The following is a 22862-nucleotide window of genomic DNA, read 5'->3' on the forward strand; positions in this document are numbered from 1 at the left end:
TAAAATAAACGATTTGTAATAAGGTAGTTCGTAAATGAAAATTGGAAGAAGTAAAAATTAATTTATCATGGAAAAAATAAAAATGGATAGTTTAATAACAGTATTAGCCTATGTAGAAAAGTTAGGATTTACATCTCAATTTGAAGTTAATGGAGACCTATTAACTTCGCTTAAAACAAAGAAAAAGTATAAGCCTAAGCAAATAAAAATAATACATTTTTATCGCTTTGAAGGAACATCAAGCCAAGACGATAGCGCTATTATGTATGCTATTGAGACTGACGATAATGAAAAAGGAACTTTGGTAGATGGCTATGGAAGTAGTGCTGACACAGCAACTTCTGATTTCATGCGTGCAGTAGATGACATTCATAAATAACATAATATTGAGTATAAACACTATAGTATTACGGCATTTAAGCTTGTTTGCAACATAATTTAGTGGTTGTCTATTGTAAGTACTATTTTCTGTCTAAAAATCAGGCCCAGAATTGACCACTGTTATTGGTAATAAAAGGACAAAAATGTAGATATCTTGATAAATAAACTTAGCTGACATATTTGTTAAGTAGTAGTTTTCAAATTTAAATATAAACTGTTTAAAATCAATTTTATAACTGATCTAGGTCATTTCTTCTTTTGTTATAATATTGGAACTTAGCTGTTATTCTCAGGAGAAACCTTTCACTCACCAATCCTGATAATTAACCATTTAAAACAAAGTTATGAAAGCAAAATCTAAAAAAATGACGGGCGAAATTTCTGCCGCTCTTACTAATGCAATTCTAGCAAAGGCTAGCACTAAGAAAATAATAAAGAAAATTGATTCGGCTGCTAAAAAATTAGCGAAAAAAATCAATAAAGAAACTAAAGGAACCATCACCAAAATTAAAAAAAAGAGTGCTAAAAAAGTCAAGAAAGTCAAAAAGGAGTTAAAAAAAGAAATCCTAAAAAACGAACCCATTCTTGAAGGTGCAGTTCTTTAATAAAGCATTAGTACACTTAGCATCATTTTAGCTTGATAATCGAGGATGTATCATAGCAGTACAAAACAGAATCTTTGTTTTATACTCTAATGCAATTCCTGAATGTTCAATTTTTAAAAAATTTTTTGGCAACAGCCAGAAACAGTTGTTTATGTAATCAGCATTTAGCAAGCAATCAAGCTGATAACGGTAAAAAAACAAACTGTACCACTACCCTATAATTAATCAATAAATAAAAAATAAAATGGAACTACATAAAAACTTAGGCATTTGGATGGATCATGAAAAAGCGTATTTAATTGATTTACATGATAAAGAAAACACCCATACGATCGTTTCTAACTTTACTTTTGAGACTAAAGAAGCTGCATTTAGTGACAGCGAAAAAGGAATGCACAACAAGCGTCAACAAATGCATGAGGCCTATTACAAAGAAATTGCCAAAGCCATATTAAACTACAATCAGGTCCTATTATTTGGTCCTACCAATGCCAAAGCAGAGCTACATAATTTCTTGAACAAAGATTTACATTTTAAGGAGATTAAAATCGACGTACAAGCTGCCGATAAAATGACCGATAATGAAAAAGATGCTTTTGTGAAAAATCATTTTAAAAACTAGAGAAATCCGAGTTTGAAATACTAAAAACCTTCAATTTCAATTGATTTTGGAGGTTATTTGAAATAAATAGAAAAGATGACCAATGTCATACTTTCTATTTAAACATTACTTTATTTTTGTTAGATCATATGAATCTCAACAAGATAATAACATCACTCCCTTACGAGCCCATTATTACTTACAGCGTAGTAATTTTAGGCAGCATTTTATTGGGATTACTTGTAAGGTGGGGATTATTTTGGCTTCTTACATTTAGTAACACAAAGAAACCAACCATTTTAAAAGCACAATTACTCAAGCATTTAAAAAAACCAGCTAAATTCCTGTTACCATTTCTATTCATCTACTGCTCTTTTGCTATTATTGGCTTGGCATCTTACTGGCAAACAATCGTCGAAAGTTTAATTATCATCAACTTCTCATGGATCTTAATTGCTTTATTAAATGCCGCCGAAGAAATTGTACAGCAAAAATTTACTATTGATGGCTTCCATCAAGCTAAAGAAAGAAAGGTCTTGACGCAACTGCGCTTCATGAAGAGTTTTTCAATTATCATTATTATCACTATTGCCATTGCTGTTGTTTTATGGAATATTCCTGCAGCAAGAAAATTAGGTACAACCATACTAACTTCAGCAGGTGTAATTGGTATTATTGCGGGTGTTGCCGCCCAAAAATCACTTGCCAATCTTATTACTGGTTTTCAAATAGCCTTTACTCAGCCTATAAAAATTGATGATGAAGTGGTCATTCAAGGTGAGTTTGGTACTGTTGAAGATATCACACTTACCTATGTTGTGATCAAAACCTGGGATTGGAGGCGACTCGTTATCCCTCTTAATTTTTTTAATGACAACTCCTTTGTAAACTGGACTTTTAGTTCTAGAGAATTAATTGGCAGTGTTTTTATCTCTGTAGATTATACTTTTCCTGTTGCTAAACTAAGAACAAAACTAATAGCACTTTTAAATGACAACCTGCTATGGGATAAAAAAATAGGGGAACTATTAGTTACAAAAAGCGATGATCGAGCAATGGAATTGCGTTGTACGTTTAGTGCTAAAAACGCCTCAGATGTTTGGACCTTACGCTGTCAAATGAGAGAACAACTCATAGGTTTTATACAAGAAAACTATCCTGATTCTTTACCAAAATTAAGACAAGTAGACGAATTTAAAAAAAGTAAAAATGAGTGATAGCGCCAAAGAAAACCTGCTTTTTAAAAATATTTTCCACTCCTCTGTGGAAGGAATTTTAGTCATTGATGAAAATGGAATAATAATTAAAGCAAATCCAGCTGGTGAGCAAATGTTTGGTTACAGTTCACAAGAATTAATTCATGAAGATGTAGAGAATCTTATTCCTTCTCGCTTTAAAAACAACCACCATTCTCATAGAGCTAACTATAATTCAAAACCCAAGGCAAGACGCATGGGACATGATTTGGATTTATGGGGATTAAAAAAAGATGGTACGCAATTTCAACTAGAAATAAGTTTAAGCCCTACAGAAATAGATAATAAAAAAGTAGTAATTGCTTTTATTATTGATGTTACAGAGCGTATGGCTGCAAAACATGCCTTAATCGTTAGTGAAAGCCGAATGGCTGAAGCACAGCAAATTGCACATGTAGGTAACTGGTATTGGAACTTACAAACAAATGAACGAAGCTGGTCAAACGAGTTCTATAGAATTTACGGTCTTGAACCTGGTGATGTGCGACTCAATAAAGACACTTTAAGTAGTTTTATTCATCCAGATGACAGAGAAAATACTTTAAAAATAGTGGCTATTGCTATCGAAAATCAAACAGATTATCAATACGAGAAAACAATTATTAGACCCGATGGTTCTTTAAGATATGTTTTAACCAAAGGAAAAATTGTATCTGATGCGAATAGTAATACAAAAGAAATGTATGGTACTATTCAAGATATTACTAAGCAAAAAAAAGCCGAAGAACAACTAAAAGATAGTGAAGAAAATTTACGGAATTACACCATTGAATTAAAAGAGAAAGTAACAGAACGCACTACTGAACTCAATGCTATAGTTCAAAAATTGACCAAATTAAATGTAAATCTCAATAACCAAATTCATGTCACCAAAGAGGCCGAAAAAAAAGCCTTAAGCAGCAAGCAATTGCTAGATAATGTTTCTCATAATTTCCCTAAAGGTTTTATTGCCGTTGTTGATTCAAAATTGAGGATCGTATTTATCGAAGGGGAAGAGGTTGTAGCATTGGGTTTTGAAAATTTGGTGGAGAACAAGACCGTACTTGGCGATGTTGTTGGAGTCTCAGATGAAATAAAGAAAATCACCAGAGAAAAAATTATAAAAACGCTTAAAGGGGAACATCTCTCCTATGAGATCGAATTTAGAGAAAATCATTACCTAATTAACACCACCCCTTTGTACAATGAAAATAATACTATTGAACAAGTTTTATTAGTTTATAATAATATCACTTTACAAAAGAAGACTGAATTTGAAATGTTTAATACCTTAAAAAAAGAACAAGAATTGAGCGAGTTAAAATCGCGTTTTATTTCTATGGCTTCCCATGAGTTTAGGACTCCGTTGAGCGCCATTTTATCTTCGGCTATTTTAATCGAAAAACAAAATGGTGTTGGAAAAGAAGCTAAAAGAATAAATTATGTGTCTAAAATAAGATCAAATGTGAAGAATTTGGTCGTAATTCTAAATGATTTTCTATCCCTAAGCAAACTACAAGAAGGAAAAATAATTGCTCAGCCTGTATTATTTGATTTGGTTGCATTCACAAAATCATTACTCGAAGAATTGGAGGACATCAAAAAAAAGGGGCAAACAATATGGCTACAGTCTGAAAATTCAATAATTGAAGCTTTTTTAGATTTAAAATTATTCAAGCATATTATTTATAATCTTGTTTCTAATGCCATAAAATACTCAGAAGAAAATAAAGAGATAATTATCAAAATAAAAAGGAATAATGAGCATGTAAACATTGAAATAATTGACCAAGGAATAGGAATTCCTATCGAAGATCAAAGCAATATATTTCAAAGGTTTTATCGTGCCAACAACGCATCAAATATTCAAGGAACTGGTTTAGGTCTCAATATTGTGAAACAGTATACTGAATTAATGGGTGGTACTATTACTTTTAAAAGTGAATTAAAAGAAGGCGCTACTTTTTATATTGAATTTCCATTAGATACTAAAAAAAATGAGTAAAATACTTATAATTGAAGACAATCAGGACGTACGAGAAAATACTGCAGAAATTCTTGAACTAGAGAATTACGTTGTTATTACTGCAGAAAACGGTAAAATTGGTATTCAAAAAGCCCTAGAGCATATTCCTGATATTATTATCTGCGATATTATGATGCCTGAAATAGATGGGTATGGTGTATATGATGCTTTAAGCAAAAACACGATAACTGCTCCTATTCCCTTTATATTTCTCACCGCTAAATCTGGACAAGCAGACATCCGAAAAGGGATGAATTTAGGAGTAGACGATTATCTAATCAAACCATTCGAAGAGGATGATTTATTAGGAGCAATAGCATGCCGCATTAAGAAAAAGAAATTTTTAGATAAGGAATATTCAAAAAGTATTCATGGTGTAAGTGAGTTTCTTAATGAAGCATCAGCTTACTTAAACCTTGAGGAACTTTCTAAAAACCGAATCTTAAAGAAATATAAAAATAAAGAAAATGTTTTTACAGAAGGTAGTGCTGCCCATCACTTATATTTTCTTGATAGTGGTAATGTAAAAACATACCGAACGACCGAAAACGGGAAAGAATTTGTGACAGGAATGTATGGACCGGGTGATTTTATTGGTCAGTTGTCTCTTCTTAATTCTACTGGCTCTTATATAGAAACAGCTAGTGCGCTAGAAGATGCTTCAATTTGTACTATTCCAAAAGCCGATTTTGTACAACTCTTATATAGTAATAAAGAAGTCTCTAATAAATTTATAAATATGATCTCTAACAATGCAATTGGCTTGCAAGATCAATTAGTAAACATGGCATTTTCGACCGTACGTCAACGCACTGCCAAAGCACTATTAGACCTTGATGACAAAGGAATGATGAAGGATGAAAACCATAAGGGAATGTCTATTTGTAGAGAAGATTTTGCGGGACTTATTGGAACTGCTACTGAAACAGCTATTAGAATGTTGACGGAATTTAAAAACGAAGGACTGATTGCTGTAGAACCAAACAAAAGACTAGTTTTAAAAGATAAAAATAGATTAAAACAAATTGCAGAAAATTATTAATAAACTAATATTCTAATTGTAAATTAATTTGGTTTTATACTACTTTATATAAAAAAAAGGAACTAAGACAACCATTAGCCTTAGTTCCTTTAAAGATAATAGTCCTACTTTATAATTGCTGCTTTTAATTAAGAACAACAAATAGCCAAAAACATTAATAACATAGCAATTACAAACAACTTCTACTACCTACAAGATTTTCAATACCACAACGAAAACCTATATTTTTAAATCTCTTTTCTCAATTTTAATAATGCAAATTTAGCTGCTATTTGGGTACTACTAAATGACCTAGATCAGTTTAACTTTAATTGAATGTAATATTGCATTATTATTTCATTTACTGTTTTGTTTATTTCTACAAAAGAGCACTTCAATAGCAATTAAAGCACTGAAAATCAAAATAATAATTCTACAATATACTGACCTCAGTCATTTTACAAGAATAAAGGAGTGTCTATCTTTACTATAAACTTATTAAAGTAATCACTCATGCAAACAAATATTTCTTATTATCAAGACAAAAAAGAGTTCCGTTTATTCGTAAGCAATACGTATCCGGATCTTATTAAACTAAAAAAAGAAGACGATAAACCTTCTTTCAATGCATTGGTGTTAAAAATAATGCCTGAAATAAAAAAGTATGTAAACGGGCAACTCAATATTGCAATTAAAAAAGGCCATTTCCCCAAAAATAAAATCAAAGCCGACGATATTATTGACCAACTTTTTATCGAAATCTATGATCACATTGATGAGGTAAAACAAGAAAAGGATTTTTATCTCTGGTTGTTTAAAAAAACCAATGAACTTCTAGAAGATAGCACTGTAGAAGAAGAGTTTGATGAATTATTCTTTAAAAACATAGATGATTATTCTAAGCCAGAATGGGATGCCATGCAAGAAAATTTTAGCACAGATGGAGATGGACATCTCTTGATGATAGAAGAACTTGATGATATTTCATACAATCATAACGACTATACTTTAAATCATGTATTTATAGAGGACAATCAAAAAGCATTGATCGAAAAAATAGACAAAGAATTAAGTGCCGAAGAAATACAAAATCACATTCAAATGGTACTCTACAATTTACCTTATTCCATGCGCAATGTATTTGAATTGTTCGCTATTGAACAACTAGAACTAGAAGAAATTGCCAAAATTAGAAACAATACGCTAAAAGAAGTTTCCCAACTTTTGAATGACGCTAAACAAGCATTACAGGCAAGTTTCCTTAAAAGATTTGCTTAAATTCTAATGTTGATGGTTCAAGTCATAAAAAATATAGTGCAGCAGTAAATAAAATCTCATTACATAATAATCTAGAAACTACAATCCATGGAACTATTACTATACAAGAGAAAATACAAAGTAAATAACAATATTCAAAATTTCATGCATTTTTACAATGCTAAAAACATGAAACATTTGGCTAGTGATTTATTAGATAAGGGATTATCGCCAGATCAAATTGCTAATGCATTTACAACGGCTATCAAAGTCGCAAATGTTTCAGGAATTGAAGTCGAAAAACATTTTATGCCTATTTATAGCGGCATCAATAACGAAATAATTCAAGATTGCAAACTGTCTGATTTAGGTTATGGTTTGGTACTAATGAACGCCGATTCCAATTTATCTACTGTTGGCGCATTCCAAATAGATATTTTAAAAGGATACCTTAAAAAACGTTCCTAACTCTTTAAATTAAAAGAGGATAAACAGCATTAAATCTGTTTATCCTCTTTTTTTACTTGAATTAGTAAGCTTAAATTAAATAAACCTACTTCAAAAAATCAGGATTTTCATATGCTGGATTAGGGTATTTATAAAACCCCTCACCTGTAGCAACACCTAGTTTATTTTTATCAATAAAATGCTCTTTTAAGTATTTTACCGTTTTTATTTTTAACTCATCTTCCGTTTTCTCCGCTGCAATTACATTGACATTATATGCCGTTGTAATGCCTATAACATCTAGAATTCCAAAAGGTCCTACAGGTGCACCCGTTGCTTTTATCCATGTTTTATCTATCGTCTCCACATCAGCAACTTCGTTCACTAGCAAGTTAGTGGCAGCAGCCAATAAAGGTACCAATAAAGAGTTAAGAATGTATCCAGGTTGTTCTTTAAGTACTGGCAAAGCGAGCATACCAATAGCCTTAGCAAAAAGCACGACATCTTTAAAAACGTTAGAATCTGTTCCAGCATGTCCCATGATTTCGGCTGTGTTGTGAATCCAAATCGTATTGGCAAAATGTAACGCCAAAAACTTTGCTGGTCTTCCTGTAGCGTCTGCAAAATCACTTGGTAAAAGCGTTGATGAGTTGGTCGCAAAAATTGTTTTTTCGGGAGCCACTTTGGCTAATTTATGGTAAAAATCAATTTTTATCGCTGGACTTTCTGGAACCGCTTCAATCAGTAAGTCGGCATTTGCAACTGCTGCGCCTAGATCTGCATTATAACTCAAGTTTTTAAAGGTTTGATCTAACTGTTCTTGTGTTGCCTTCAAATCTTTTTTATAGGATTCACTCAAGTCTTTGAATTTTGCTTTAGCTTTTTCTAATACAGCATCATTGATGTCATAAACGGTTACATTAAATCCATGAAATGCGGTTTGAAAAGCAATTTGGTATCCTAAAACACCACTTCCTGCTACGGTAATATTTTTATAGTTCATATCTATAGGTTTTAATTGTTTTCTATCGTGCTATATTTTTTTGTTCATTCTTAAGTAGCATGACGTTTTTCTTTAATAATTTCTTATTTTTACAGGTAAACAGGAACATATTCAACCTGTATTTCATTCTTAACATTAGTAATGCCTTTTGCCAAATAAGCCGCAACAAGTGCATCATCTTTTTCTTTAATTGAGTTTACTTTACCTTGTAAGATGGCAGTATTGCCTTCAATAATGACTGTGATTTTTTTGGAATCAATGCTGGCGGAACGTTCAAAAGCTCTATTAATATTTTCTCTAATGTTAGTAGGTGTTACATTTTCAGAAGTTATGCTAATCGTATTGGTAATACTTTTGATCCCATCGATATATTGTAAACATTTTTCGGATTCACTTTTTTGATAGGCCCACTTTACGCTACCTAATAAAAAAACATTTCCCTGTTCTACTTTTACACTAATTTTATCTTGAGGCACAGATGCATTCCATTTTAAATCAGAATTAATTTTTTCAGTAAGATCTTCATCACTAAAATTATTCTTGATTTTAACTTCAATTTCATCCACAACATCTATAACGCCAATTATTTTCTTTGCGGCATTTTCGGCAACTACTTTCTCAGCCAAATTACTAACAATACCTCTTAGCCAAACAACTCCTTCTTTAACCTCAACATTTAATTGTGTTTCATTGATAATTGGTTGCCAAGCTAATTCATCTGCTACATCTTGTTTAATTTCTACATCTGTTCTCATCATTTATATTATTTAAATTATGAATAATTATAGAACAAATATATAACGACTATAAAGTACTAACACTGATCTACATCAAAGCATTGATAATTTATAAAACTTTAACAAAAGATGAAAATCATTGGACATTATTCTATTATCGAATATAAAACTAGCCTATCAAAAAACAAAAACCCAAACAGAGCAAATCCATTTGGGTAAAAAAAAATTAATTAGTAAGCATTTATACAGCCTTTTTAATTTAAATGAGAACGCAACATCCAAGCTGTTTTTTCGTGTTGTTCCATTAATCCTGTAACATAATCGCTAATTCCATCAGCCTTCATTTGGTCGGCAATTGGTTTTATCTCTTCTCTGATAAAAATAATAATGCTTTCGTGATCTTGCAATAGTTCAGCAAAGATGCTTTGACTATCATTTTTACCCTGTGTTTCTTCCGTAAGATGCGTTAGCTCTAAATATTTCTTCAAAGTAGCAGGTGCATAATGACCTAATGCACGTATTTTTTCGGCAACGGTATCAACAGTTTCTTGTTGTTCTTGGTATAAAGTTTCTAAATATAAGTGTACAGAGTGAAAATCAGCTCCTTCAATATTCCAATGGAAATTAAGTGTTTTTGAATACAATATAAATTCATCCGCCAATATCTTTGACAATTGGTCTGCGATTGCTTGTCTGTTTTCAGTTGAAATTCCGATGTTTGGAGTTTTCATTATTTTTCGTTTTAAATTTATAATTACTCAAAGGTATTACTGTTCCAAAAAAAATAAAATGACCTAGATCAGTCTCCCCTATTTTATGATTTTTTTATAAAAACAACTGCGCAAAACTTACCCTATAAATATTTCTCAGCTAACTACTATTGACGTATTCACCAAAGTTTTATTCTATTACTACAAAAGACTCCCTTGCATTTAAAATTAAAATCGGCATAATTATCACTGTCTACGTTATTTCACATTGTCTTTGAAAAGATCTTTTAAAGCAGTCCCTAATTCATCCATATCATGAGTAAACTCTCTCTCAAATTCTTGCTCCTTTTCTTTGGTTGATTGGTTAATTTCATTAACATCCTCTTTGAACGCTGCGCCTCTTTTTTGTAATTTCTCTTTTAACTCTGCATTCTTTTTTTCCAGCTCATCTAATTTCGCCGTCAATTTTACTTTTTCTGCTTTGTCTACTGTTGCTACTTTAGTTCTAAGTTCTTTAATCTGAGCTTCTGAACTTTCGATCGCTAATTTTGAGGTTGCTTCAAACTTTTTCCAGTCTGCCTCTACCGCATCTTTGGTTTCTGTACCTGTATCTTTTGCTCCTTGTACTAAATCTTTGTTCAGTTCTGTTACATCTTCTTTTACGGCAGATGCGTCATCTTTTGTTGTTTTTCCACAGCTTGTTAAAATAGTTCCTGCCATCAATGTTATCATGGTTAAGGACAAAAAATTTGTTTTCATAGTTGGTTGTATTAAAGTTTAATTTTACTTTTTTCTTCTAGTTTGTATTTCTTTTTCAAAATCATATTAGTGTCAAACTCGTACACTTGCAGCACTCCTGTTGGCACAGTTACTTTCGGAATTTCTGAGGAGTTAATATTCTCAATATGCGCCATTAATCCTCTAATTGAATTTCCATGTGCAGCTACCAAAACAGTTTTTCCTTTTACCAATTCAGGTATAATAACCTCAAAAAAATATTCAACTACTCGCACTTCGGTTTGTTCTAAGGATTCTGAGGCTGGTAAATAGCTACTATTGACAGTATCATACAAATGATCAAATTTGGGGTGTCTTTCATCAGTAAGTTGCAAACTGGGTGGCGGAGTATCAAAGCCTCTTCGTACTTTTAAAAAAAGGTATTCTCCAACTTCTCTTTTTACCTCGTCTTTATTTCTTCCTTGCCAAGCACCGTAATTGCGCTCATTTAGTTTCCAACTTTTAATAAAATCTACATGCATCTTATCAGCATGTTCCAAAATGATTAGTCCTGTACGTATGGCTCTTTTTAGATAAGAGGAATAACAAATATCAATAGCAATTTCATGCTCTTTAATAATTTCACCCGCTATATTTGCTTCCTCTATCCCCTCTGGAGCAAGGTCTACATCTGTCCAGCCAGTAAATATGTTGGCTATATTCCACACACTTTTTCCGTGCCTTACCAGTATCAGTTTTCCCATTGTAGTTTAATTTATGATTTGCTTAATCTGTAATTTCTTCAACGAAATCGCCTAGCAACTGCCCCATTTTTTTTTTTTGCTTTTTCAACCTTGTTTCCAGTCTGTGTATTTTTGCTTTGGAATAGGCATCTTCAATAGCATTTTCATATCCTTCGAGACGGGATTGTAGTTTCTTAATTCTATCTTTTGTTTTATTTTTTATTTCTTTAAATACCGACTTCTTTTTGTTTTCGAACGCTGTGATTCTTGATTTTCTTTTTTCTTTTAAATCTGAAATCTTATCTTTAATTCTATCTTTTTCTTCGGCAGTTGCTTTTCTCAGTTTATTGCGTTGTAATTCAATTTTTTCTTCGATCTTTTCGATTTTTTCATCGATATAATCATCAAATTCGAGTCCGGCTTCACCTCTGATAATTTCTGAAGTAAAAGGTTTCAATGCGTCGTCAATAAATATAGAGCTGTCTTCGCCAACCTCAGCAATAATTGCGATGGTTCCAATGTTCATTTTATTACTCACTTTCTGGATGAGCTCTTCTTCAAAATCATGACGACTCACGTCCCATGCTGCTCCTGCGACCGTACCTGTATACAATCCTACGACGAGTCCTATGGGCCCTGCTAATGCGCCAACTAAGCCACCAAGAGCCATCCCTGTTACTGTACGCCACCCTTCCCCTTGTTCTTTGTAAAATAAAATTTCGTAATGATCGTGTTCTATTTTACGAATCATCATGTGTTCATAGAGCGTGATATCTCCATACCCATCTAGTTCTTTAATTTTATGTAAAGCTGCTATTGCATTTTCTTCTTCTGTAAACGGAATCACTATTATATTTGCCATGACTAGTATTTTATAATGTTATTGTTTTTTATTTACTACTGATGAAAACCATGTTATAGAATTACTATTCAATTATTTAAAATGCCTTTTACAATTATCGAATACTACCCTTGACAAGTTTTCAAAGCACAAAATTAGATTGATATTTAGACTACTGCACTGATCTAGATCAGCCTCACAAAAAAAAAAAAATTAATTAAATGCAACATCTCGACAAAGGTGCTGCGTGAGGGATTGAAGTGGAAATCCCACAGCAAACTCCCGATTTTTTTCGAGAGTGCAGCGAGGAATTGCAGCGGAAAGCCCGTTCGCCGCGGCGAACACGCCCAAACAATTTTTATAATTTAACCGCAGCACTATTTCTAAAAGTAGTGCTACAAAAAAAGGTTGGCTACCAAATTAAAATTAGTAGTCAACCTTTGTTTTTATTCTTCTTTTTCGAAAAACAAAATAGTACTTTTAGTATTACATGTACTTTTCAAGGAATCTAAAAAACTCTTTTTTAAGCTCGGCGTAAATATGTCTTTGCGTTTCTATTTTTTCTCTAAAGGCTAAATGCTCTTTGGTAGAAGCCATATCTAAGGCATCCTCACCCGTCATGCTTTGTCCAGCGATACGCTCCTCGTGTTTTTCGATAATTTCTTGTAGATCTTCGATTACAGCTCCGTGCAACACAAATTCGTTTTGATAATGCTCTAATTGAGCCAATACATCCTTGTCTGTCCAGCGTGTCACGAGTTCGCTCAATTTGTTATTGAAGAATACTAATTCGTCTTTCCAAAAGGCAAGTTCCCCTTTCCATTGTTCGTGTTCAAAATGCATATTGCTGTTGTATAAAACTTCATTTTTCATGATTTAGGATTTTAATGTTACTACTAGGTATACTATATATTCATCAAAAGTATCTCAATATGGCACTGTTTGAAATGACCTAGATCAGCTAGCAGAATTTATTCATTAATTTAGCACTATAGATTTTAAAAATTAAAAAAAAATGTAGAAACACTAGAATTAGATCTCATCTTTAAGAGATTATTTTACCATCTTCCATAGTAATAATTCGATCCGTTTTGTGGGCAAAATCGGGATCATGAGTAACAATTAGGATTGTTTGATTGAAATCGGTAGCTAATTTTTTGAAGATATCAAATACAACATCCCCGCTTTTTCGATCCAAGTTCCCCGTAGGTTCATCGCCCATGATAATCAAAGGATCGTTTATTAAGGCACGAGCAATGGCAACGCGCTGTTTTTCTCCACCGCTCAATTGATTAGGCATTTTTAAAGCATGCTGATCAATTTCCAGCGTTTTTAAATGCTTCAACGCTCTTTGCTCTAACTCTTTCTTAGAATACTTTCCTAGTTTTAAGCCCGGAAGCATCACATTGTTGAGCACATTATATTCGGGTAATAAGTAGTGAAATTGAAATACAAAACCAATTTTTTCATTTCTGATTTTCGCTAAATTTTGATCTGATTGTCCAGTGATTAGTTGATTATGAATGAATAATTGCCCTTCATAATCGGTATCCATGGTCGATAACAAATACAATAAAGTGGATTTACCGCAACCTGATTTCCCAACAATCGAAACAAACTCTCCTTGCTGTATCTTTAAATCAACACTTTTAATCACCTGAAATTTGCTGGGATTATAGAAATATTTAATTAAGCCTTTGGTTTCTAATATTGTTTCTTTCATCTTATTTTCCTCTAATAATTTCAACTGGATCTACTCTACTCGCTTTCATGGCTGGAAAAAATCCAGAGATGAGGGTTGTGAAAAGCGCAAATACAAGTCCGATAACATAGTAAATACTATTATAATCAATGGGGTACGTGGTTACCGAAGGGACTGATGGTGATGAAAAAGGAATCACATCAATTATACTCGAAAAAATAAAGCCAAAAATTAACCCAAATACACCTCCCGTAACACCAATAATTATAGAAAGGGATATAAAAATCCATTTTACATCACTACCGGAAAATCCTGTTGCTTTGAGAATTGCAATGCTATCCATTTTTTCGTAAATCATCATGTTTAAAATATTATAAATCCCAAAACCAGCCACGATCAATAAAACAATCCCAACTGCATACGATATAATGCTTCGGACTGTACTTCCAGTTTCAAATTGCACATTTGCCGCTAAATAATCTATAGTATCGACATCAAAAACGGTATGAAATTCGTGGGCAATAGCCACTGCATTTTCTTTTTTATATAAATTTACTTGTATATCGGTGATATAATTTTTAGGCTGACCAACTATTTTTTGGGCTGTAGCCAAAGAAGTATAACTCGCCATATTATCAATATCGGCGATGCCGGTCTCAGAAATTCCGACAATTTTCAAAGAGGATAAAGTACCGTTGGAAGTAGAAACTTTGATTATATCTCCAACCGAAAGCAACATTTTGTCCGACAATCCCTTGCCTATAATGATGCTATTATTCTGAAATAAATCTGATAATTTCCCTTCTTTGATGTAATCGCTAATCTTAAAAAGAGTATTCTCTGCCACCACATCGATTCCGTTCACCATACCAGAAATCTCAATAGTTCCCGAATTATATAAAACCGAAGCCATTACCTTTGGTGCGACATCAATTATGCGTTTGTCTTGCTTCAAAGTCCTAATAATCGACATGCTGTTGTAGATCGATTTCCCTCTGTCTTTTGGTTTTATCGAATGAATGAAAACAGCATTCCCTTTGTAATCTTTCGACAAAGACAAAGGTTGATTATCCGATGGTTTTACTTCATTAAACATTCGGATATGTGGCGTTCTATTGAGCATTAAGCCATCAAGTAAGCCATTCAAGCCGCTCATAAAACTGACCAAAGAAATAAACATAGCAATACTAAAAGTAACCCCAACTGCGGCAACAATAGTTTGTTTCAGTCTGGCTCTAAGCAAGTGAACAGCGATATCTAAAATTAGTTTGTAATTCACTTTTTGGGAGTATAAATAGTTTCTTCTTTTTTCAATCCTGCTACTATCTCTACTTTTTCGTAATCGCTCAATCCTATTTTTACTTTTCTTTTTTCATCCTCATTCACCAGTACATATTGGTTATCTATCAAATAACTTCTCGGAATAGTTATGGCGTTCTTCTTGGTTTTGATAACGATATTGGCTTCGGCCGTGAGGTTTGGATATAGTTTTTGAGGTGGATTTACAAAGTGCGCTTCGATTTTGAACGTACGGGAACGCTCGTCCATGATGGGATAAATTTTATCGACCGTAGCGTCAAAAGTTTGTCCTTTGTAACTGTCCATCGTTACCACCACTTTTTGACCAATAGCTACTCGAACCATATCATTTTCATCTACCTCTAATTCCAATAAAAACGAATCAGATTTACCAATAATGGCAAGCGGAGTCTGATTGGTCACCAAACTGCCTTCTTTGACCAAAACATCAAATAAACGTCCTGTAAAAGCACTTTTTATATTGTAATCACTCTGTGAATTTTGCGAGTATTTCAGTCGATTACTATTGCGGTTTTGATCGTTTTCTAATTGTGCTTTGAGTTGAGCCAATTGTTTTTTGGTGCTTTCGTAATTAATTTTAGAACTTTTATAGGTCAGTTCGATTTTTTCAAAATCAACCTCAGAAATTCCTTCGAGAGCCCTCACTTTTTTATTTCTGTTCAAAATAGATTCGTCAAGAGTGAGTTTGTCTTTTGCAGCCTGCACCTTCATTTCTATTTCCGCAATTCGATCCTGAATATATCGACTATTTTCTGTGCTCAATTGGTATGTCAATTGTGCGTTTTGGGTATCAAGGTCGGCTTTTTTGCTTTCTATTTCGAATAATAGTTGCCCTTGACTTATTGATTGTCCAGCGGTGACTTTTATAGCTTGTAGAATTCCATTTACGGTAGAATAAACGGTATATTGATCGTCTGCCTTAATGACTCCCGATGCATAGACACTTTCGGTTACGTCACTAACGGTGGGTTGTATTCCTTCTGCTTTTTTCGAACAAGAAAACACCACAAACAAAATGGTAAAATAAGAGCAATATCTGGATTTCATTCTCATGTATTTAATAAAAATCAATAATTAATGATACTATAAATTTACCGCTTTTTTCTGTTTTTTAAGGAGGCAACACTGATTTATATTCAAATAATCAGATCTGTTTTTTTAAACTATCCTACTTCTATTTGGAGAAAATAGTTTTGGGTTTACAAAATTAGCATCGTCATCTGTGGCATTGCGCCTGTAGCGGATAATTATAACATCCTATACCTAGGTATTCACTTTCAACTTTGATTAGGGGTTTTATAAAAAGGCAGACACGAATTTCACCTGGCACCTCAACAATGAGCAGTCACCATAGCACTATAACAATCCTGCACTGATTTTATAATATCCGACTTGTCTAAATTTAGTCCGTCGATATTATCAATGGTAGTGAACTCGCGCATATTATCAGTTCCCCACAAACTGAATTCGACAATAATCGGCGTTAAACTAATGCCTTTTGGGGTTAACAAATAAATGTTCTCTTTCTTATTTTTAGGAAGTTTTATTTTGAAGATTAACTTATAGGTTTCTAATAATTTTAGTCGGGCAGATAAAATACTCGGTGCAATTTTCTCATCAGAATCTGATATTTCTTTGAACGTCTTCTTGTGTTTAACGAGCATATCTCTTATAATTAACAAAGACCATTTGTCGCCTACAACATCAAGCGTAGAAGAGATTGGACAGCCTGAACGAAATTCTTTTTCCATTTTTTTTAAAATTATTACTATTGATTCGATAGTAATTGTTATTTTTGCTTTCGATTCGATAGCAAAAATACAAAATTTAAACAACAAATATGTTAGCAGGACATTTCACAACAGCATTAATAGCGAAGCAAAAGTATCCAAAAGGAGCTTTATTATATTTTTTAATCCTATCACAATTGCAGGATTTACTCTGGTTTACCTTTCATTATCTGGGATTGGAAACCACTACACCAAGTGATGCCTTTGATGCCACATTAAGCAATATGGCGGTAGATATGTTGTATAGTCACGACTTGTTACCACTATTGTTCTGGTTGGCTATTGTTTTCATCATAGGGAAATTAGTATTCAAAAGTACCCAAATAGGAATAGTCAGTATGTTTTTAATCGGAATTCATTTTGTTTTGGATTTCTTCTCTGGTCATATGCATCATGTATTTGGCGCAGGCACTACTGAGGCGGGTCTTGGTTTGTACGCTGCTTCTCCATACATTGCTATTTTGATAGAAGCCCTTTTTAGCGCTGTTGCACTCTGGTATTTCTTTACTGAAGAAACGAAAAATGGCGTTACACGAACTGCTACCAACAAAATAGCGATTATTGCCGTTTTTGGCTATGGATTAATTTTTATGTTACTGATCGCAACACGTTCTTTTAGAGAATTGTTGGGTATTCCAGAATTTGATTTGGGTTTTAATACCAATATGCCCACCTTAATTTTGACGTATGGCGCGATGCTATACTGTTTGAATTATTTTGTGCCGAGATACAAAATTGCCTAAATAATTACATGATGATAGAAGGTTTTATAGGTTTTATAAAAGAATTAAAAGTCCGTAACGACGCCTTGTTTTACTTTGGTTTGTTCTGCTTACTACTTTCAGTAATTTGTATTGTATTAACTAAGACAACAGCAACACAAATTCACGGAGTAAATGCTTGGTTCAAACCTTTCAAATTTGCAGTCTCATTAGGATTGTACTCGTGGACTATGGCTTGGTACTGCTACTATATATCTGATTTTAATACTTCCCCTTTTAACTGGACAGTCATTATATTGTTTAGTCTTGAACTGCTGTATATTATTTTTCAAGCATCAAAAGGGCAATTATCGCATTACAATATTAGCACACCAACCTATTCGCTGCTGTACTCACTAATGGGTTTAGTAGCCGCAGTAGTTACCTTGTATACTGCTTATATTGGATTGCTGTTTTTTACACAGTCTTTTCCCAAATTTACCATCCTATTATGTTTGGTCCATTCGTTTAGGAATTTTAATTTTCGTGGTTTTTTCATTCGAAGGAGGTTTAATGGGGTCGCGCATGAATCACAGTGTCGGTGCAATCAATGATAATTCAAATATGTGGCTGATTGGTTGGAGTAAAACGGTGGGCGATTTGAGAGTTTCTCACTTTATAGGCATGCATGCTTTACAGCTACTTCCACTACTTTCCTTTTATATTTTTAAAAACACCAAAGCAACAATAGTTGTTTCAATTCTATATGGACTTCTTGCAGTATCAACATTAGTTCAGGCATTAAATGGCAAACCGCTTATTACTGAAAAGAAAATAGAGGAACTGAAATAAAAAGGGCATCAATATTGTATAAAAGCAGTATAAATGTAGATCTAAACACAAAGCGTTATAAAAGCTTTTATCAAATTAACAACACAGAATAAATTATACTATGAAACATTTTATAAGTTTAGCCATACTAATTAGCTTCTTTTCATGTAAAAATTCAGAAAACAAAAATAATATTACTCAGAAAGAAACCGAATTAACTCAAAAAGAGAATAAGCTCGAAACGAAAACAAAAGAGATCACCGCAGAAAAACAAATGCTAAAACTCAATTCAGAAGTGGAGAATACTATTATCTACTGCGAAAATAAAAAGTTCATTATAAAAATAGACAATCTCAAAAATGGAGATTTAAGATACAGTTCTTGGGATAAACCAAAATCAATCGCTACCAAACCAACCCTTGTCCTCTACGACGGAAAAGTTGAAAACCAAGGAACAAGCGGAGGATCCCATTATATATTTAAAACCGGAGAATGGAGTTATATCATAGAAAATAATCTTGTGGGAGAAACTGCAGAATCAACGGGAGTTTTTCTAAAGTTGATTAATAACGGGAAACAACAGGAATATTCTAAAATGATAAATTTGACTGCAAAAAAAGATTATGACCTGGCGTCTTATTCGAAAGGTAATTTAATTGGAAATTGGATTACGCCACATTATGCAGTAAGAAAACTGAGCTTCTTCGATAATGGAAGATTTACATTCGATGAAGGTGATGGAAAAAAAATTGAAGGAAAATTTAAATTAATTGCAAAAACAGTAACCCTAAATTTCGATAACGGAACTGCTAAAATATTGAAAATTGGAAGTGGAAGAGCTAATACAAGCTTTTCATTAGTTGGTGAAGGGGAGAGTTTTTCTAAACAAAGGAAATAACAAAAACATTTTACAAAGTTGCGTGTATGCAGCTCGAGGGTTGATCAAAAAGTGTATTGGAGATTTCATTACAAGTGCGGAATGTAAAAGTACTGCTGTGACTAAAAAGGAAGAAGTTAATTAGAGAAAATAAGGATTTTATAGTATTCAGAATCTATCGCAAATTTTATATTGCTAACTATTCGGCATCATGAAGAATGAAAATCTATATCCTACAAACTATTACCAATTAACGCCAAATCACTTTAAAGCATCTCTCTGACTACTTTTGAATTGCAGATAATAATTCTACACCTTATGAGTAACATTTACTCGAGTATTGCGAGAATCAATTTATTTATTGACTTAGGTCAAATGGTTTAGCTCAAAACAAAGCTATTTTTGCTATTGTGAAAATTAGTAACAAGCGATCTAGAATTAGGAGAGTCAAATAGAATACCAACCACTGTTATTGGAAGGTAGCAACAATTAGAAACATCAGCAACAAAGCTGCAAAAAGGAAATCGAGTAATCTTACCTGATGCCAAAAACGGAGCAAATGAAGAATATTTACTATTTACAGCTCATGAAATGACCAATAAACAAATGGCATACATGATAAGAAATTGAAGTAGTAATGATTACCTTTGATAGACAAGCGAAAAAACCTATTCTCTTGAATTCCAAAAACATAAAAGCAAAGTACTAAAAATTTAAAGCCCCTTTTACAATGACTGTACAGGCAAAGGAAGGTTTGAATCTGGGCTTTTCTATTAACTATAGATTGACAACTATAAAAATAACTTGCAATTAAAATGCTAAAAACAAAAACTTAAAAAATTTAAAATATGAAATACGCATTAGTAATCGGACTCTTTTTAGTCCAAATCCTTGGTTATGCTCAATCAAATAAAGAAACTGTTCCTACTCCAAAACCCGATGACAAGTTGTTGTTGACCATTTTTCTTAAACATGATCAAAGCATGAATTTGAATGAGATCGAAAAGATTAGAACCGATCAAGGTTTTTATAAAAATTTCCCACCCGAGGGAGTTTCTGTAGTAAACTGGTGTTTTGACCCCTATAAAACAAGAGTATTATTCTAAATTTCGATTATTAATTATGCGGTTAATTTTTCCAATAAAATTAGATCTTTATCTTGGTTCCATTTTTCCATTGGTGTAATACGTCCTAATAGCCCATGCAGCCTATTATTGTTATAGAAAATCACATACCTTTTTAATATCTGTTCAATTTCTCCAAAAGTTCTATAATCAACCCTTTGGAACACTTCTTTTTTTAGGATTCCATGATAAGCTTCAATATGTGCATTTTCTTCAGGTGTGGCTACATGTGTAAATTCCTGCTGAACACCTATTATACCTAGGTATTCACGAACACTTTTGGCAATAAATTGACTACCATTATCACTTCTAATAACAACGTTTTCAGGGTATTGGTATTCTAAAAATAAATCAGAAAGGAATGTTATTACTTTGTTCTGTTTTATTGAAAAAGAGAAGTAATCTTTTAAAATTCTACGGGTATGAACGTCTATGATTGATAGTAAGTAGGCATTTTTACCTACACTAGGAATCCAAACCATCTTAATATCCATTTCTATACACTGAAACGGCCTAACAGTAATAACCTTTCTATATTTTACAAACTTACGCCCAGAACCACTCCTGTTTATCCTATTTTCGAGTTTTAACAAGCCTTCTTCTTTCATAATTCGGTAAAGCTTTTTGTGATTAATCTTATATCCATCTCGATGTAAGTAAGAAGTCATTAAGCGGTATCCGCAGTCTATAAACTCATGGCTTAAAATCTCTTTAACCGATGCTATAACAGTTTCTTGACTCACCATTCCCTTGAACTTATTATAAGTAAAGACACTAGGCTTATTACCTTTTTTGCCAAGACTTGGCCTTCGGTAATAGCTGCTTTGATTCATACCTAACATACAAATGACTTTGCTTTTACTGATTTTATGTTTGCTACAGATACTATCAACTAAATCTTTCTTGGATCGGACGTCCCAAACTTTTTTTTTAAAAGTTCACGTCCAATTTCTAGTTCAATTTCTTTATTAGCTAATAATTTACGTAGAATTCTGTTCTCTTCCTCAGCTTGCTTTAACTCTTTGCTACGATCGTCATAAGTAACTTTTAAGCCTGCCTCTCCTTGTTTTTCATGCTTCTTCTTCCAACTATACAAACTTCCTGTACTAACACTGTATTTACGACAGGTTTCTACAACGCCTAAATCTTCGCAAGAAGATAAAATTTCCAACTTCTCTTCTAAACTCCATTTCTTGTATTTCATATCTCAAATGTACTATTTGAAATTTAGAATATCACTCTGAACTTATAAGGGGCTAAAATAGTAAGTAAGAAGTCATTAAGCGGTATCCGCAGTCTATATACTCATGGCTTAAAATCTCTTTAACCGATGCTATAACAGTTTCTTGACACACCATTCCCTTGTGCTTATTATGAGTAAAGACACTAGGTTTATTACCTTTCTTACCAAGACTTGGTCTTCGGTAATAGCTGCTTTGATTCATACCTAACATAAAAATGATTTTGCTTTTACTGATTTTATGTTTGATACAGATTCTATCAACTAAATCTTTCTTGGATCGGATGTCCCAAACTTTTTTTTTAAAAGTTCACGTCCAATCTCAAGTTCAATTTCTTTATTAGCTAATAATTTGCGTAGAATTCTGTTCTCTTCCACTGCTTGCTTTAACTCTTTGCTACGATCGTCATAAGTGACTTTTAAGCCTGCCTCTCCTTGTTTTTCATGCTTCTTCTTCCAACTATACAAACTTCCTGTACTAACACTGTATTTACCACAGGTTTCTACAACGCCTAATTCTTCGCAAGAAGATAAAATTTCTAACTTCTCTTCTAAACTCCATTTCTTGTATTTCATCTCTCAAATGTACTATTTGAAATTTAAAATATCACTCTGAACTTATAAGGGGCTAAAATAACTGGTATGTGGTTATGGGGATTGGACAAATGGTGGTCTTAGAACTTCCTGCTTCCAAATTAGCAGCTGTCAATCTAGCCATTGAAAGAACCGCTTGGAAGGCTTTCAAAACCGAAATTTATCCAACCTACAACTTGTACCCTATTGTAGAACCTAAGTTGGAAAATAAAGCGAAAGTAGCTTATTAGAGAACATAAAAAAATAAGATAGTGCAAATTTGAGTTTGTACTATCTTATTTTTTTTTTACTATTGACAATATTGCTATTGGCGCTAATTTTGGGTCGAAAATGTTGTTGTTGTTGTTGTTGTTGTTGTT

The 22862-nt window shown here is 32.9% G+C and carries 27 protein-coding genes; 13 read left to right on the forward strand and 14 right to left on the reverse strand.

The window, feature by feature from the left end:
- The first annotated feature begins 82 nt into the window (after positions 1–82).
- From FFWV33_RS17515 to FFWV33_RS17550, 8 genes are all read left to right on the forward strand, one after another.
- Entirely contained in the window at positions 83–379 is a 297-nt protein-coding gene (locus FFWV33_RS17515) for a hypothetical protein (protein WP_159086070.1), read from the forward strand.
- Positions 380–725: 346 nt separating this feature from the next.
- Complete coding sequence (locus FFWV33_RS17520) at positions 726–986, forward strand: hypothetical protein (RefSeq protein ID WP_108742098.1); 261 nt, start codon at positions 726–728, stop codon at positions 984–986.
- 244 nt (positions 987–1230) lie between these two features.
- A complete protein-coding gene (locus tag FFWV33_RS17525) occupies positions 1231–1608 on the forward strand; it encodes a hypothetical protein (RefSeq protein ID WP_108742099.1) in 378 nt (125 codons plus the stop codon).
- Positions 1609–1736: 128 nt separating this feature from the next.
- The gene (locus FFWV33_RS17530) at positions 1737–2804 is read left to right on the forward strand and encodes a mechanosensitive ion channel family protein (RefSeq protein WP_108742100.1); all 1068 of its coding nucleotides are present in this window, start codon (positions 1737–1739) and stop codon (positions 2802–2804) included.
- Positions 2797–4827: a sensor histidine kinase gene (locus tag FFWV33_RS17535; RefSeq protein ID WP_108742101.1), complete on the forward strand. Its 2031-nt coding sequence runs from the start codon at positions 2797–2799 to the stop codon at positions 4825–4827. The genes FFWV33_RS17530 and FFWV33_RS17535 overlap by 8 nt, the downstream gene beginning before the upstream one ends.
- Positions 4820–5890, forward strand: coding sequence for a response regulator (locus FFWV33_RS17540; RefSeq protein ID WP_108742102.1), 1071 nt, complete (start codon positions 4820–4822; stop codon positions 5888–5890). The genes FFWV33_RS17535 and FFWV33_RS17540 overlap by 8 nt, the downstream gene beginning before the upstream one ends.
- Positions 5891–6382: 492 nt before the next feature.
- A complete protein-coding gene (locus FFWV33_RS17545; RefSeq protein ID WP_108742103.1) occupies positions 6383–7147 on the forward strand; it encodes an RNA polymerase sigma factor in 765 nt (254 codons plus the stop codon).
- A gap of 87 nt (positions 7148–7234) precedes the next feature.
- Positions 7235–7594, forward strand: coding sequence for a hypothetical protein (locus FFWV33_RS17550; protein WP_108742104.1), 360 nt, complete (start codon positions 7235–7237; stop codon positions 7592–7594).
- Between the two features lie 85 nt (positions 7595–7679).
- On the opposite strand, the gene FFWV33_RS17555 is transcribed toward FFWV33_RS17550, so the two are convergent.
- The 11 genes from FFWV33_RS17555 to FFWV33_RS17605 all read right to left on the reverse strand — a co-directional run bounded on the left by FFWV33_RS17555 (position 7680) and on the right by FFWV33_RS17605 (position 17097).
- On the reverse strand, positions 7680–8576 hold the full coding sequence (locus FFWV33_RS17555) for a 3-hydroxyacyl-CoA dehydrogenase (RefSeq protein WP_108742105.1): 897 nt from the start codon (positions 8574–8576) through the stop codon (positions 7680–7682).
- Between the two features lie 89 nt (positions 8577–8665).
- Positions 8666–9334: a BON domain-containing protein gene (locus FFWV33_RS17560; RefSeq protein ID WP_108742106.1), complete on the reverse strand. Its 669-nt coding sequence runs from the start codon at positions 9332–9334 to the stop codon at positions 8666–8668.
- Between the two features lie 233 nt (positions 9335–9567).
- The gene (locus FFWV33_RS17565; protein WP_108742107.1) at positions 9568–10044 is read right to left on the reverse strand and encodes a Dps family protein; all 477 of its coding nucleotides are present in this window, start codon (positions 10042–10044) and stop codon (positions 9568–9570) included.
- A gap of 237 nt (positions 10045–10281) precedes the next feature.
- Positions 10282–10782: a hypothetical protein gene (locus FFWV33_RS17570; protein WP_159086071.1), complete on the reverse strand. Its 501-nt coding sequence runs from the start codon at positions 10780–10782 to the stop codon at positions 10282–10284.
- Between the two features lie 11 nt (positions 10783–10793).
- Positions 10794–11504 (reverse strand): 2,3-bisphosphoglycerate-dependent phosphoglycerate mutase, encoded by a 711-nt coding sequence (locus FFWV33_RS17575; RefSeq protein ID WP_108742109.1) that lies wholly within the window; start codon positions 11502–11504, stop codon positions 10794–10796.
- A gap of 22 nt (positions 11505–11526) precedes the next feature.
- On the reverse strand, positions 11527–12345 hold the full coding sequence (locus tag FFWV33_RS17580) for a DUF1269 domain-containing protein (RefSeq protein WP_108742110.1): 819 nt from the start codon (positions 12343–12345) through the stop codon (positions 11527–11529).
- A gap of 465 nt (positions 12346–12810) precedes the next feature.
- Positions 12811–13197, reverse strand: coding sequence for a hypothetical protein (locus tag FFWV33_RS17585; RefSeq protein WP_108742111.1), 387 nt, complete (start codon positions 13195–13197; stop codon positions 12811–12813).
- Between the two features lie 172 nt (positions 13198–13369).
- The gene (locus FFWV33_RS17590; protein WP_108742601.1) at positions 13370–14047 is read right to left on the reverse strand and encodes an ABC transporter ATP-binding protein; all 678 of its coding nucleotides are present in this window, start codon (positions 14045–14047) and stop codon (positions 13370–13372) included.
- Position 14048: 1 nt separating this feature from the next.
- The gene (locus FFWV33_RS17595; RefSeq protein WP_108742112.1) at positions 14049–15305 is read right to left on the reverse strand and encodes an ABC transporter permease; all 1257 of its coding nucleotides are present in this window, start codon (positions 15303–15305) and stop codon (positions 14049–14051) included.
- On the reverse strand, positions 15302–16393 hold the full coding sequence (locus FFWV33_RS17600; RefSeq protein ID WP_108742113.1) for an efflux RND transporter periplasmic adaptor subunit: 1092 nt from the start codon (positions 16391–16393) through the stop codon (positions 15302–15304). Before FFWV33_RS17600 ends, FFWV33_RS17595 begins: the two co-directional genes overlap by 4 nt.
- 284 nt (positions 16394–16677) lie before the next feature.
- Positions 16678–17097 carry a winged helix-turn-helix transcriptional regulator gene (locus FFWV33_RS17605; RefSeq protein WP_108742602.1) on the reverse strand — a complete coding sequence of 140 codons (420 nt, stop codon included), beginning with the start codon at positions 17095–17097 and terminating at the stop codon, positions 16678–16680.
- Positions 17098–17186: 89 nt separating this feature from the next.
- On the opposite strand from FFWV33_RS17605, the gene FFWV33_RS17610 reads away from it, so the two are divergent.
- The 4 genes from FFWV33_RS17610 to FFWV33_RS17630 all read left to right on the forward strand — a co-directional run bounded on the left by FFWV33_RS17610 (position 17187) and on the right by FFWV33_RS17630 (position 20651).
- Complete coding sequence (locus FFWV33_RS17610) at positions 17187–17879, forward strand: hypothetical protein (protein ID WP_108742114.1); 693 nt, start codon at positions 17187–17189, stop codon at positions 17877–17879.
- A 543-nt stretch (positions 17880–18422) separates the two neighbouring features.
- Complete coding sequence (locus tag FFWV33_RS19615) at positions 18423–18689, forward strand: hypothetical protein (protein WP_245891570.1); 267 nt, start codon at positions 18423–18425, stop codon at positions 18687–18689.
- 100 nt (positions 18690–18789) lie between these two features.
- On the forward strand, positions 18790–19566 hold the full coding sequence (locus FFWV33_RS17620; RefSeq protein WP_108742115.1) for a hypothetical protein: 777 nt from the start codon (positions 18790–18792) through the stop codon (positions 19564–19566).
- An 827-nt stretch (positions 19567–20393) separates the two neighbouring features.
- On the forward strand, positions 20394–20651 hold the full coding sequence (locus FFWV33_RS17630) for a hypothetical protein (RefSeq protein ID WP_108742116.1): 258 nt from the start codon (positions 20394–20396) through the stop codon (positions 20649–20651).
- Positions 20652–20665: 14 nt separating this feature from the next.
- Here the strand turns inward: FFWV33_RS17630 and FFWV33_RS17635 are convergent, their stop codons facing one another.
- The 3 genes from FFWV33_RS17635 to FFWV33_RS17650 all read right to left on the reverse strand — a co-directional run bounded on the left by FFWV33_RS17635 (position 20666) and on the right by FFWV33_RS17650 (position 22485).
- Positions 20666–21511 (reverse strand): IS3 family transposase, encoded by an 846-nt coding sequence (locus FFWV33_RS17635; protein WP_245891521.1) that lies wholly within the window; start codon positions 21509–21511, stop codon positions 20666–20668.
- 50 nt (positions 21512–21561) lie between these two features.
- Positions 21562–21873: a transposase gene (locus FFWV33_RS17640; RefSeq protein WP_108739487.1), complete on the reverse strand. Its 312-nt coding sequence runs from the start codon at positions 21871–21873 to the stop codon at positions 21562–21564.
- Between the two features lie 300 nt (positions 21874–22173).
- Positions 22174–22485: a transposase gene (locus FFWV33_RS17650; RefSeq protein WP_108742117.1), complete on the reverse strand. Its 312-nt coding sequence runs from the start codon at positions 22483–22485 to the stop codon at positions 22174–22176.
- Positions 22486–22553: 68 nt separating this feature from the next.
- On the opposite strand from FFWV33_RS17650, the gene FFWV33_RS17655 reads away from it, so the two are divergent.
- A complete protein-coding gene (locus tag FFWV33_RS17655; protein ID WP_211316276.1) occupies positions 22554–22733 on the forward strand; it encodes a hypothetical protein in 180 nt (59 codons plus the stop codon).
- Positions 22734–22862 lie beyond the last annotated feature (129 nt).

This window comes from Flavobacterium faecale (genome assembly GCF_003076455.1).
Classification (GTDB): domain Bacteria; phylum Bacteroidota; class Bacteroidia; order Flavobacteriales; family Flavobacteriaceae; genus Flavobacterium; species Flavobacterium faecale.

Excerpts from the sequence above, each read along its gene's own strand:
- FFWV33_RS17575 (WP_108742109.1), bottom strand. The coding sequence starts at position 11,504 with ATGGGAAAACTGATACTGGTAAGGCACGGAAAAAGTGTGTGGAATATA.
- FFWV33_RS17515 (WP_159086070.1), top strand. The coding sequence starts at position 83 with ATGGATAGTTTAATAACAGTATTAGCCTATGTAGAAAAGTTAGGATTT.
- FFWV33_RS17530 (WP_108742100.1), top strand. The coding sequence starts at position 1,737 with ATGAATCTCAACAAGATAATAACATCACTCCCTTACGAGCCCATTATT.
- FFWV33_RS17520 (WP_108742098.1), top strand. The coding sequence starts at position 726 with ATGAAAGCAAAATCTAAAAAAATGACGGGCGAAATTTCTGCCGCTCTT.
- FFWV33_RS17560 (WP_108742106.1), bottom strand. The coding sequence starts at position 9,334 with ATGATGAGAACAGATGTAGAAATTAAACAAGATGTAGCAGATGAATTA.
- FFWV33_RS17555 (WP_108742105.1), bottom strand. The coding sequence starts at position 8,576 with ATGAACTATAAAAATATTACCGTAGCAGGAAGTGGTGTTTTAGGATAC.
- FFWV33_RS17535 (WP_108742101.1), top strand. The coding sequence starts at position 2,797 with ATGAGTGATAGCGCCAAAGAAAACCTGCTTTTTAAAAATATTTTCCAC.
- FFWV33_RS17525 (WP_108742099.1), top strand. The coding sequence starts at position 1,231 with ATGGAACTACATAAAAACTTAGGCATTTGGATGGATCATGAAAAAGCG.
- FFWV33_RS17580 (WP_108742110.1), bottom strand. The coding sequence starts at position 12,345 with ATGGCAAATATAATAGTGATTCCGTTTACAGAAGAAGAAAATGCAATA.
- FFWV33_RS17640 (WP_108739487.1), bottom strand. The coding sequence starts at position 21,873 with ATGAAATACAAGAAATGGAGTTTAGAAGAGAAGTTGGAAATTTTATCT.
- FFWV33_RS17630 (WP_108742116.1), top strand. The coding sequence starts at position 20,394 with ATGAAATACGCATTAGTAATCGGACTCTTTTTAGTCCAAATCCTTGGT.
- FFWV33_RS17590 (WP_108742601.1), bottom strand. The coding sequence starts at position 14,047 with ATGAAAGAAACAATATTAGAAACCAAAGGCTTAATTAAATATTTCTAT.
- FFWV33_RS17545 (WP_108742103.1), top strand. The coding sequence starts at position 6,383 with ATGCAAACAAATATTTCTTATTATCAAGACAAAAAAGAGTTCCGTTTA.
- FFWV33_RS17635 (WP_245891521.1), bottom strand. The coding sequence starts at position 21,511 with ATGTTAGGTATGAATCAAAGCAGCTATTACCGAAGGCCAAGTCTTGGC.
- FFWV33_RS17550 (WP_108742104.1), top strand. The coding sequence starts at position 7,235 with ATGGAACTATTACTATACAAGAGAAAATACAAAGTAAATAACAATATT.
- FFWV33_RS17605 (WP_108742602.1), bottom strand. The coding sequence starts at position 17,097 with ATGGAAAAAGAATTTCGTTCAGGCTGTCCAATCTCTTCTACGCTTGAT.
- FFWV33_RS19615 (WP_245891570.1), top strand. The coding sequence starts at position 18,423 with ATGAATCACAGTGTCGGTGCAATCAATGATAATTCAAATATGTGGCTG.
- FFWV33_RS17610 (WP_108742114.1), top strand. The coding sequence starts at position 17,187 with ATGTTAGCAGGACATTTCACAACAGCATTAATAGCGAAGCAAAAGTAT.
- FFWV33_RS17600 (WP_108742113.1), bottom strand. The coding sequence starts at position 16,393 with ATGAAATCCAGATATTGCTCTTATTTTACCATTTTGTTTGTGGTGTTT.
- FFWV33_RS17650 (WP_108742117.1), bottom strand. The coding sequence starts at position 22,485 with ATGAAATACAAGAAATGGAGTTTAGAAGAGAAGTTAGAAATTTTATCT.
- FFWV33_RS17565 (WP_108742107.1), bottom strand. The coding sequence starts at position 10,044 with ATGAAAACTCCAAACATCGGAATTTCAACTGAAAACAGACAAGCAATC.
- FFWV33_RS17540 (WP_108742102.1), top strand. The coding sequence starts at position 4,820 with ATGAGTAAAATACTTATAATTGAAGACAATCAGGACGTACGAGAAAAT.
- FFWV33_RS17620 (WP_108742115.1), top strand. The coding sequence starts at position 18,790 with ATGAAACATTTTATAAGTTTAGCCATACTAATTAGCTTCTTTTCATGT.
- FFWV33_RS17570 (WP_159086071.1), bottom strand. The coding sequence starts at position 10,782 with ATGAAAACAAATTTTTTGTCCTTAACCATGATAACATTGATGGCAGGA.
- FFWV33_RS17585 (WP_108742111.1), bottom strand. The coding sequence starts at position 13,197 with ATGAAAAATGAAGTTTTATACAACAGCAATATGCATTTTGAACACGAA.